General features: G+C 68.4%; 5 protein-coding genes. 2 read left to right on the forward strand and 3 right to left on the reverse strand.

Annotated elements, in window-relative coordinates:
• Positions 1-21: 21 nt before the first annotated feature.
• On the reverse strand, positions 22-3,177 hold the full coding sequence (locus F464_RS0108360; RefSeq protein WP_018989342.1) for a DUF3427 domain-containing protein: 3,156 nt from the start codon (positions 3,175-3,177) through the stop codon (positions 22-24).
• Between the two features lie 261 nt (positions 3,178-3,438).
• On the opposite strand from F464_RS0108360, the gene F464_RS0108365 reads away from it, so the two are divergent.
• Complete coding sequence (locus tag F464_RS0108365) at positions 3,439-4,398, forward strand: endonuclease/exonuclease/phosphatase family protein (protein ID WP_018989343.1); 960 nt, start codon at positions 3,439-3,441, stop codon at positions 4,396-4,398.
• A gap of 232 nt (positions 4,399-4,630) precedes the next feature.
• On the forward strand, positions 4,631-9,787 hold the full coding sequence (locus F464_RS0108370) for a RecQ family ATP-dependent DNA helicase (RefSeq protein WP_018989344.1): 5,157 nt from the start codon (positions 4,631-4,633) through the stop codon (positions 9,785-9,787).
• Between the two features lie 367 nt (positions 9,788-10,154).
• On the opposite strand, the gene F464_RS0108380 is transcribed toward F464_RS0108370, so the two are convergent.
• Positions 10,155-11,057 carry a fructosamine kinase family protein gene (locus F464_RS0108380; RefSeq protein WP_018989346.1) on the reverse strand — a complete coding sequence of 301 codons (903 nt, stop codon included), beginning with the start codon at positions 11,055-11,057 and terminating at the stop codon, positions 10,155-10,157.
• Between the two features lie 31 nt (positions 11,058-11,088).
• Positions 11,089-11,502, reverse strand: coding sequence for a bacteriohemerythrin (locus F464_RS0108385; RefSeq protein ID WP_018989347.1), 414 nt, complete (start codon positions 11,500-11,502; stop codon positions 11,089-11,091).
• Between the last annotated feature and the right edge of the window lie 19 nt (positions 11,503-11,521).

Below are 11,521 nucleotides of genomic sequence, written 5' to 3' on the forward strand. Positions count from 1 at the left end.
CCATGACAAGCCGGAGCCGGCTTAAGTCCGCAACACGCTATATCGCCTGAACAAGGCGATCGGCAAGGCCCGCTGCAATCGCCACGTGATCGACAAAGGCCGATCTCCCTCCCAGCGCTCCAATTCCACTGGTCCCAAGGCACGGTACGCCTGCCCTCGCGCTTCCCGTACGAAAAGCTGGAACCGCCAGCCATTGTCCGGTGATTCGCAGTAGCGGCGCCCGGCCGTGGTGTCCGGGCCGGCGGCGTTTTGCGATTGCCAGTGGAAGAGCTCGGGGCTGATCGCGTAGTCGTGGTAAGCGATGCGTTCGTTAAAACCGTCGCGCTTGTCCAGGGTAACGAAGAGGAGTTCCGTCTTGTGTTGGGGGAGTGCGAGGACGCCCGCCTGGAACGGGGCGCGGCGTTCCGGCGTGAGCCAGCCGACGGCGGTGAGGATTTCGCGGATCTGGTAGGCGGCATGCAGGGTCAGCGGCCAGGCCGCAAGGGCGCCGGGGAGAGGCTCCGGGTCGAGCTCGGCGCGCTCGTCCAGGCAGGTGGCGAGCTCACCCAGTTCGCCGGACATGGTGGGGTTGGCCACCATGCGGGCGAGAAAACTGCGGCCGTCCATCAGCGCGCTGCGATCGCTGAAGAGTTGGTAGGTGAGCATTTGCACGCGGCGCTGCTCGGCGGGTGTGAAGTGCGCGAGTCGGTCGCTCAGGGATGCGGGGTCTTCGGCGACGAGGCGCAGGATTCTCAGATGCTCGGGGTCGTCGACGTGCAGGAGCGCCCCGAGGTGTTTGCCGAGGTAAGTCTCGTCGGGATCGGACGGGGACTGTTCGAGGCCGGCGGCGCGGCGTAGTGCGGTCCAGCCCGGCTTGCCGTCGTAGAGGTCTTCGAGGTCCAGGCACTGGTCGCGCACGAAATCGGCGAGCGTCAGCGGCTGGTCGCGACGGGTGGTGGCGTAGTAGCGCAGTTCGGCGGTGAGGCGGCGCCAGGTCTGCTTGCTGATCTGGCGCAGGCCGCGGAGCACCTGATCGCGCGCGACGCGGTCGAACTGGATGTGGCAGCCGGGCGGCAGCGTCGTGAAACCCTGTTCGACGGCCTCGATGAGCTGCTGGCGGTTGAGGCCGGTGATCGATCGGTAAAGGATATCGAAGCGAAAGTCGTCCTGCAGCCGCCCGACGAAGTCCAGCACGAGGCAGCTTTCCTTGCCGTCAGCCAGCCGCAGGCCACGGCCGAGCTGCTGCTGGAAGACGACCGGGCTCTGGGTGGGGCGCAGCAGCAGCAGGGTGTTGGCTTCCGGGATGTCGACGCCTTCGTTGTAGAGGTCGACAGTACACAACACCTTCAGCGTGCCGGCCGCGAGGTCGCGCGGGGCGCGCTCGCGTACGTCGCGCGGCGTTGTGCTGGTGATGGCGAGCGCGGGAAGGCCGGCTCGGGTGAGCCGTTCGGCGGTGAAATTCGCGTGGGCGATATCGACGCAGAATGCGATCGCGCGCATGGCCACGATGTCGGCGACGTATTGCTCGATGGCGTGGATCACCAGCCGGGCCCGCGCGTCGTTGCCGCTGATGACGTTGGCGAGCTGCGCGAGTTCGCCGGGCAGGTTCCAGCGGACGCCGGTGAGATCGGTGCTGTCCGTGGTGGCGTAGTACTCGAAAGGGGCGAGCAGTTGCTGGTCCAGCGCGTCCCACAGGCGTAGTTCCACCGCCGGACTCCCGTCGGGGCGCGCGTCGAAGTACTGCAGCACGGAGCGTCCGTCGGCGCGCTCGGGTGTGGCGGTGAGGCCGAGCAGGAAGCGCGGGCGGATCCGGCTCGCGAAAGCGTCGAACTGGCTCGCCGGCAGATGGTGGCACTCGTCGATGACAACGGTGTTCCAGTAGTCGGCGCCGTGGCTCGCAAGCAGGTCGCGAGCGGTGACCGACATGATGGTCGCGAAGAGGTGCTCGCTGCTGTCGGGCCGGCGGCCGTCGGCAAGGAGCTCGCCGAAGGCCGGCGCGCGCAGCACCTGCCGATAGGTCTCTACGGCCTGCCGCAGCAGCTCGACGCGATGCGCGACGAACAGCAGACGCGGCTTTCCGCCCTGCTGCTCGCACAAGCGCTTGTAATCGAACGCGGCAACGACGGTCTTGCCGGTGCCGGTGGCGGCGACGACGAGGTTGCGGGTGCGGCCGTGGCGCCGTTCGGCTGCGAGGCGGTCGAGCATCGCCTGCTGGTAGGTCTTGGGCTGCAGGTCGAACCAGGTGGGTGTGGCGATCTGTTCGGTGCTCGTGCCTTTGGCCTGCTGCAACGCCCGGCGCAGTTCCCCGCGATGCAGGTCGTCTTGCGGATCGAAGCGTTGGAATTCGGGATCGTTCCACAGCGTTTCGAAATGCGCCTCGGCCGTGGCGAATAGGTTTGCCTGCCCGGCCTGGGTGAATTTGACGGTCCATTCGACGCCGCCCAGCAGCGCCGCAGCGGAGAGATTGGCGCTGCCGACGAAAGCGGTGCCGAAGCCGGTCGCGCGGTGAAACAGCCAGGCCTTCGCATGCAGGCGGCTGCGTCGTCCGTCGAGCGAGATGCGTAATTCCACGCCCGGCAGGGCCGCCAGCGTCTCGACTGCACGGGCCTCGGTCGCGCCGGTATAGGTGGTCGTGATGACGCGCAGCCGGGTGCGGGGCTCGCCATCGGCGCCGATGGCGGTGACCGATTCGAGTACGTCCAGGAGTTTTCTGAGCCCGCTCCAGGTGATGAAGCTGATGACGATGTCGACGCGGTCGGCCGACCCGAGCTCGGCGCGCAGTTCAGCGAAAAGGGACGGGTCGGCGCGGCCGGCGGTGAAGAGCCACGGCGCGAGCACGCCGGTGGGCGGTTGCGTCGGGCGGGGATTACCGCGGTAGATCGAGCGCAGGGCCAACACCGGGGCGGTCCAGGGCTCGGTCGGTGCATCGCTGCGTCGCCGGTAAGCGCGCAGGTGAGTCATCAGGCCGTTGATAAGGGCGAGTTCGCGCTCTTCGCGTGTCGCGTCGTCCTCGGCGTCAGCCGCCTCTTCGAGCAGTTCGGGGAGCAGCCGTGCGAGCACGTCGGTGAGCCGTCGGCGGCGTGCGGCGCCGGTGAGGTGCTCGACATCGGCCTGACCGGCCTCACTCAGCTGCTGCGCGAGCTCACGGATGCGCTCGTCGACGAGCAGGTCGTAGAGGCCATCGGGAAGGGGGGTCATGGGCGCGGGGTTTCTTCAGTAGAACCGATGCATCAGGGTACCTTTAAAGCATACCCACGAGGTGGTGATGCGACCGTGGTTCCCGCCAACGATTCAACGAGCGCCCCGCCGTCACTGGATCGAAATCACCACGATCCAGTGCTCTGAAGCATCCTCCCGACCGCGCCATCTTTTCAGCCCGTGTAGCCTATCCTTGGCGGCCTCGCGGCTCCTCCGCGGCGACAGCAGGAACTCGATTCACCTTTCCGACCTGAGCGGCACATGCACGCCAACTTTTCACTCCTTCGTCACCCGGGGCTGCAACGTCGCGCGAAAGCGATTGCGGTGCTGTGCTCTGGTGGCCTGCTTCTTCCGCTCGTCTCCCCCTTCGAGGCCTCGTTGCCCGACTCGATGGCCTGGGGGCTGGATCTGGCCGTGCACTGGCAGTGGTTCTTCCTTGCCGGGCTGGCTTTGGCCTTGCCGGTTCTGGTCTGCGCCCGGCGGCGATGGTTCATGCTGGCAGCCCTGCTGCCGCTGCCCTGGTTTACCGCGATGCCGGACGCCGTGCGCGGCGCCGATGGGGGTGACGCGCTGGTGGTTGCCGCCGCCAACGTGCATGTCGATAACGAGGCCCCCGATCGGCTGGTGCAGTGGGTCGGGGCGACGAAACCCGACGTGCTCGCGATCCTCGAAATCTCGGACACGTTCGCGCAGCGCCTGGGGCTCGATGACATCTATCCGTATCGCGTGGTCCGCCCGCGCGGGGATCCCTTCGGCGTCGCGCTGCTGTCGCGTCATCCCGTTCTGCGCCATGTGGTGGTGGAAGAGGACGGCGCCACGCCCCGGATCGAAGCCGTGCTCGACTGGCACGGCACCGAGGTCACCGTCGTCGCCTTTCATCCGATGCCGCCGATCAGTGCGGCCGACCATGGGCAGCGCAACCGGGTGCTGGCGGACATCGCCGCGCGCTATGCAGACCGGCCGACGATCGTCGCAGGCGACTTCAACGCAACGCCCTGGTCGTCGGCGTTTCGGGCGCCCCGACGCAAGGGCTTTACGGTTGCCAGCGGATTGCAGGCGACGTGGCCGGCGCCGTTACGCGGACTGATCGGCCTTCCGATCGACCACGTGATGCTCTCGCGCCACTGGTCCGTCATCGATCGCGCCGTCGGCCCCGATCTCGGTTCGGATCACCTGCCGATCCAGGCCTCCGTTGCGACATCACGGAATGTTGGCCGGTGATGTTGCTTACGGTGCGGTTTCGCAGTGCGCTCCGCGCGACGCCCTCGATCGATTGCCGATTGTCTTCGGGCATGGGAGAAGGTCTGCCGGGCCGGTGAAGGCACCGGTGGAACGGCGCTCGGCAATCCATCAGGCGAGCCGATCCCGTGCCGCATGCATGTCATATGCGGACGTCGACGTGCTTGCATCCGGATAGAATTGTTCGAATCTATTTCCGCCAAACCATTTGCTCATGGCCGCTCCGCCCGCCGCGCCCCGCGCGCGGTGCCTGTGTCTCGACATCGAAACCGCTCGCCAGGACCGCATGGCCCTGCGCGAGCTGGGCGTGTTCCGGCCCGATCTGGATGCGCGGCTGAAGATTTCCGGCAAGGATCCAGAACTCGTTCCCCGGCTCGATGCGCTCACCGCAGGCGCCGCCTTCGTGCTCGGTCACAACGTCGTCGCCTTCGACCAGCCCGCGCTCGCGGCGCTGCATCCGCAACTCGCGCTGCACCGCCTGCCGCTCATCGACACGCTTGAGCTGTCGCCCGTCGCCTTCCCGCAGAATCCGTATCACCGGCTGGTGAAGGACTACAAGCTGTGCACGACGACGCGCAACGACCCGGTGCGGGATGCGGAGCTCGCGTACGAACTCTTCGTCGACCAGAGCGAGGCGCTGCAGCGGCGTGTCGCCGAGAATCCGGACGAGGCGCTGTGCCTGCATTTCCTGCTCGCACCGGAGAACGGCAAGGGGGTGGCGAACTTCTTCGCGACGCTGCGCCGGGCGCTCAAGCCCTCGCTCGCCGAGGCCGCCGTCGCATGGCAGCAGGCGACTGCCGGCAAGGTGTGCATCACCGGGGAGCGCTGGATCGTCGAGCACTGCCTGCCCGATCCGGACTGGCACAAGCCGCTGGCGTACGCGCTGGCGTGGCTGCGCGTCGCGGGCGGCAACTCGGTGTTGCCGCCCTGGGTGAGCCTGAGCTTCCCCAGGGCGCGCGAGGCGATAGCGATGCTGCGCGATGTTCCCTGCCCGGATCCGGCCTGCGCATGGTGTCGCGAGCAGCACGACATCGAAGCCCTGCTGCCGCGCTACTTCCCCGGCATCACGCGCTTTCGCAGCACGCCGACGACCGATGACGGGCGCTCGCTGCAGCAGGCGATCGTCGAGAATGGCTTCGCGGGGCGGCCGACGCTCGCGATCCTGCCCACCGGCGGCGGCAAGTCGCTGTGCTTCCAGTTGCCGGCGCTCGCGCGCTACTACCGCAACGGCAGCCTGACGGTGGTGATCTCGCCGCTGCAGTCGTTGATGAAGGACCAGGTCGACAACCTGGAGGCGCGCGGCATCACCTGCGCGGGCTACCTCAACAGCCTGCTCAACCCGATGGAACGGCGCGTGATGCTCGACAAGCTGCGCCTGGGCGACCTCGGGCTGATCTTCGTCGCGCCCGAGCAGTTCCGCAGCGTCGCCTTCGCCAACGCGCTGATGCATCGCGAGATCGGCGCCTGGGTGTTCGACGAGGCGCATTGCCTGTCGAAATGGGGGCACGACTTCCGCCCCGACTATTTGTACGTGTCGCGTTTCATCAAGTCGCGCCAGAAGGACAAACCCTCGCCAGTGTTCGGCTTCACCGCGACGGCGAAACCGGATGTCGTGGACGACATCTGCCAGCATTTCGAGAAACGCCTCGGCGTCACTCTCGATCGCCTCGAAGGCGGCGTGAGCCGCGACAACCTCGCCTACGAGGTGCGCGCGGTGCCGGCCGCGACGAAATACGCCGAGACCCTGCACCTGCTGCAGGACGCGCTGCGCGAGGAAGGCGGCGCGATCGTGTTCTGCGCGCGGCAGAAGACGGTCGAGGAAGTCGCGGATTTCCTCAGGAGCGCCGGCCTCGATTGCGGCTTCTTCCACGGCGGCATGCTGCCCGCGAGCAAGCGCGACGTGCAGGAAGCCTTCCTCGCCGGCACGCTGCGCGTGATCGCCGCGACCAACGCCTTCGGCATGGGCGTGGACAAGCCCGACGTGCGCCTCGTGATCCACCTCGACACGCCCGGCTCGCTGGAGAACTACCTGCAGGAAGCGGGCCGCGCCGGGCGCGACCAGTCGCCGGCGCGCTGCGTCCTGCTCTACGACGACGCCGACCTCGACGTGCAGTTCCGTCTGCTGCGCAACTCGCGCCTCACGCAGCACGACATCGGCGCGATCCTGAAGGCGCTGCGCGCGATCGAGCGCCGTGACCGCAGCGAAGGCGAGGTGGTCGTCACGAGCGGCGAGATCCTGCTCGAGATCCCTGACGCGCACCGCATCGACCCGGACGCGAGCGACGCCGACACCAAGGTGCGCATCGCCGTCGCGTGGCTGGAGGAGGCGCGCCTGCTCGAACGCCACGAGAACCACACGCGCGTCTTCCCCGGCAGCCTGCTCGTCGCGACCGAGGACGAGGCGCGCGCGATGCTGCGCAACAAGCTCGGGGCGGACGCCGACATCGAGCCCTACGTGCGCATCCTCGGCATCCTGATCCGCGCCGCCGACGACGAGGGGCTCTCCACCGACGAGCTGATGCTCGCGACCGGCAAGGACTCGCGCACGCTGCAGCACATGCTGCGCGAGCTCGACCGCTGGAAGCTGCTGTCGAACGACACCGAGATCGGCGTGACCTTCTACCGCGATCCGGACACCGCGCAGCGCCTCGTCGAGCTCGCGCGTATCGAGGACGCGCTGCTGAAAAACCTGCGCGAGGCCGCTCCCGACGCGGATGACGAGAGCTGGCAGATCCTCGACGTGCGCCGCCTGTGCGACACGCTGCGGCGCGACGCCGAGGTCGATTTCGGCCCCGACAGGCTCACGCGCCTGCTGAAATCCTTCGCCGAACCCTTCGGCGAGGGGGCGACGCACCGCGGCTTCTTCGCGTTGCGCCCGCTCGCCGCGGACCGGCGCTACCTCAGGCTGCTGCGCCCGTGGCAGGACATCGAGACGATCCGCGAACGGCGCATGCGCGTCGCCCGCGCGCTGGTGCAGGAATTCCAGCGCCGTCGCCAGGGCAACACGCTGCTCGTCACGGCCAAGCAGGGCGAGCTCGAAGCCGCGCTGCAGGCCGACACCACGCTCGCCGACATCGGCAGCGAAAAATGGGATACCGCCTTGTCCGCGGCGCTGCTCTACCTCGACGCCAACGAGGTGCTGCATCTGGCGCGCGGCAAGGCCGTGTTCCGCTCCGCGATGAGCATAGAACTCAACGCCGAGGCGCGCCGCCGCCAGTTCAAGAAGTCCGACTACGCCGAGCTCGCGCTGCACTACAAGGACAAGATCGTCCAGGTGCACGTGATGGCCGAGTACGCCAAGCTCTCCCTCCGCAAGATCCAGGCGGCGATGGCCTTCATCGTCGACTACTTCAGCCTCGACCGCGCCGAGTTCGTGCGCCGCTACTTCGCCGGGCGCAAGGACGTGCTGGAGATGGCGACCACCGAGGCCGCGCACCGCCGCATCCTCACTGACCTCGCCGACCCCGTTCAGCAGTCCATCGTCGCTACCTCCCTGGAAGGCAACCACCTCGTGCTCGCCGGCCCCGGCGCGGGCAAGACCAGGGTCATCGTGCATCGCGTCGCGTGGCTGCTGCGCGAATGCATGGTGCTGCCCGAGGCGATCATGGTGCTCGCCTACAACCGCTCCGCCGCCAACGAGATCCGCCGCCGCCTGTGGGCGCTGGTCGGCGCGGACGCCGCCGGTGTCGCGGTGCAGACGCTGCACGGGCTCGCGATGCGCATCACCGGCACCAGCTACGCCGTCGCCATCGAGCGCGGCGAGGCGGTCGATTTCGGCGAAGTCATCCGCGAGGCGACCCGCTGCCTGCGCGCCGCCGAGCAGGACCAGAATGTCGGCGACGGCGTCGGCCCCTCCATCGTCCGCGACCGCCTGCTCGCCGGCCTGCGCTTCCTTCTCGTCGACGAATACCAGGACATCAACGGCGACCATTACGAACTCGTCAGCGCCGTCGCCGGCCGCACGCTGCAGACCGAGGAAGACCGCGTCTCGCTGATGGTGGTCGGCGACGACGACCAGAACATCTACGCCTTCGACGGCGCCAGCGTGCGCTACATCCGCCAGTTCGAAACCGACTACGCCGCGCGCCGCTACGCGCTGGTCGAGAACTACCGCTCGACGAAACACATCATCCACGCCGCTAACCGCGTGATCGAACGCGCCCGCGAGCGCATGAAGGCCGGACAGGCGATCCGCGTGAACCACGCGCGGCGCGATCAACCGGATGGCGGCGAGCAGGCGGCGCTCGATCCCCTCGCCGAAGGCCGCGTGCACGTGCTCGAAGTGCCGCGCAACCCGCATCAGGAAGTGCAGGTCGCGCTCGACGAACTGCAGCGCCTGCACGCCCTGATCGCGCAGGACGGCGACGCGGGGCAATGGGGCCACTTCGCCGTCATCGCCCGCCGCTGGGAAGACCTCGAACCGATGGCCGCGCTATGCCGCCTGCGCGGCATCCCCGTGCGCCTGCTGCGCGACGGCGCCAGCGTCGGCCTGCACCAGACGCGCGAAGGCGACGCCCTTGCGACCCTGCTGCGTGGCCTGCGACGCAGCGCCCGGCGCCGCCGCGTGCTGCTCCGCTCGGGCGTCCTGTCGCGCTGGTTCCGCCGCCGCTTCCACGCCTCGCCCGACGGCCTCATCGCCCACCCCCAGCGCGCCGCGCTCGCGCAGTTCATCGCCGATGCCGAATCCGCTGCGCCGGGCCGCCAGCTAGTCATCGACGACCTCCTCGAAGCCCTCTACGACTTCGGCGCCATCGGCAAGCCCGCCGCCGACGCCCGCCCCAATGCCCCGTTGGTGCTGATGACCGCCCACCGCGCCAAGGGCCAGGAATTCGACCACGTGCTGGTCCTAGATGGCGGCGGCTGGCAGGGACGCGGCGACGACGAGCGGCGGCTCTTCTACGTCGCGATGACGCGGGCGCGCAAGTCCCTGACGTTGTGCGAGGCGGTGGGCGGGACGCAGCCCTTCGTGCGCGATCTCGACGGGCTGGCGTTGCGTTCGCGGCCGGATGCGCTGCCGTCCGAGCCGGGTGTTGCCCATCGGATCTGGTGCGCGGACCTGGAGAAGATCGTGCTGTCGTGGCCGGGGCATTTCGCGCCCTCGGCGCCGATTCACCGCGCGCTGACGGCGCTCGACGTCGGCGATCCGCTGGTGCTGCGGCCGCGCAGTGATGATGGCGCAAAGTGGGAGATCGTCGATGCCTCGGGCGTGACAGTGGGCCGGATGTCGTCGAAATTTCACCCGTCACCGGGCGCGACCGTTGCCGTACGAGTCGCGGCGGTGCTGGTGCGTCATGCCAGGGACGACGAACAGGGCGTGCGCTGTCGAGCATGGGAACTGGTGCTGCCGGAAATCGAGTACGCGCCGGCATAGCTGCTCCGCCCGGACTGCTTCATGCGGGGCGGGGGGACACACTCGGGCCCGCCTTACGCGAGCTGAACGATCTGGTTCAGCACCGCGCACGCCTCACGGAACAGCTCGTCGGGCAGTCGCTTCATAGGATGCGCGGCGGCCTCGCGCCAGGGCATGACAAGGCGGGCTGCGACGTCGAGTCGCGGCCAGTTGGCGGATGCCGTCTTTCAGCGCTTCATCGAGCTTGACGGAGCTTGACGGAGCTTGCCGTTGCCATCGCGGAGTCGGAGTGAAAGGTAAGACCTGTTAACACAATCGACCGGGCGAGGCAGGGTATCGATCGGCAAGGCCGTCCGGGCGAGCGCAGGCAGACCGGCTGCCGCTCCGCTCAGCGGTTCAGCTCCACCGCCAGCGTCCGCACCATCCGCTCCGCCTGCCCCAGGTAGCCGCGGCCGAAGAGATTGAGGTGGTTGAGGATGTGGTACAGGTTGTACAGCGTCTTGCGCAGCTCGTAGCCTTCGGCGGGCGGCCAGGTGCTGCGGTAGGTGGCGTAGAAGGACGCGGGGAGGCCGCCGAAGAGTTCGCTCATCGCGAGATCCGCGTCGCGGTCGCCGCGGTAGACGGCGGGGTCGAAGAGGACGGGTGTCCCGTCCGCGGCGATGGCGGCATTGCCGTTCCACAGGTCGCCGTGCAGCAGGCTCGCACGGGGGCGGTAGTCGAGGAACAGGGCGGGGATGCGTTCGAGGAGCTTGTCGGCGTCGCGGCCGAGGGCACCGGCGTAACCCTTCGCGCGCGCCATCTGCAGTTGCGGCACGAGGCGGCATTCGACGAGGAAGCGGGCCCAGCCGTCGTGCGGCGCGTTGTGCTGCGGTGTGGCGCCGATGTAGTTGTTGCGCGTCCAGCCGAAGTGCTCGCCGGTGTCGCGGTGCAATTCGACGAGCGCCGCGGCGAAGCGCCGGCCGTCTTCGGCGCTCGCGAGCGGGCGCAGTTGCAGGTGCTCGAGCAGCAGGAAGGCCTCGTCGTCGGTCGCGCCGCAGGCGAGCGGGCGCGGCACGCGGAAGGCGTCGCAGGCGGCGAGCGCGGTGAGGCCGTCGACTTCGGCCTCGAACATCGGCAGCGCGGCGGCGTCGTTGAGCTTGAGGAAGTAGGTCCGGCCGCCCGCGGCCACTTCGAGCGTGCGATTGATGCAGCCGCCGCCGACCGGGTTCAGCCGTGCGCCGGCGAAAGCGATGCCGCTGGCGGCCTCGAGGGCGCGGGCCAGTCGCTCGCCCGGAGTGTGCGGATGCGTCATCTGCGGAGGCTCCGATCGAGGCCGGCGCGCGTCAGGGCGTGGGGGTGGCGTTGTGTGCGGCGATGCTGTCGACGAGCTTCTTGTCGGCCACGGTCGTGTGCATCGCGAACCAGTCGAACATGAAGTGCGCGAGTTCGGCGAGGGGGGCGCTGTCGGTGTAGTAGAGGTTGGTCTCGTGCTCCAGCCGGCGCAGCAGCCACGCGTGTTCATCGCGGTGCTCCTCGTAGCCCGCGTAGCCGACGTCGAGCATGATGTTCTCTTCGCTGACGAAGTGGAATTCCGCGTACTTGCGCACCTCGAGCAGCAGGCGCATGGCCTTTTCCTTCGGGCAGTTGCGGTCTGCTTCCACGGATACCGCGCGGATCAGGTCGATGAAGGCGCGGTGTTCGGCGTCGATGCGCGGATGCCCAACCTCGAATTTGCTGTCCCACTTGATGTCGATCACGTCCGTCTCCGTCTGGCGA

This window comes from Aromatoleum toluclasticum ATCC 700605 (genome assembly GCF_000378245.1).
GTDB classification, from domain to species: Bacteria; Pseudomonadota; Gammaproteobacteria; order Burkholderiales; family Rhodocyclaceae; genus Aromatoleum; species Aromatoleum toluclasticum.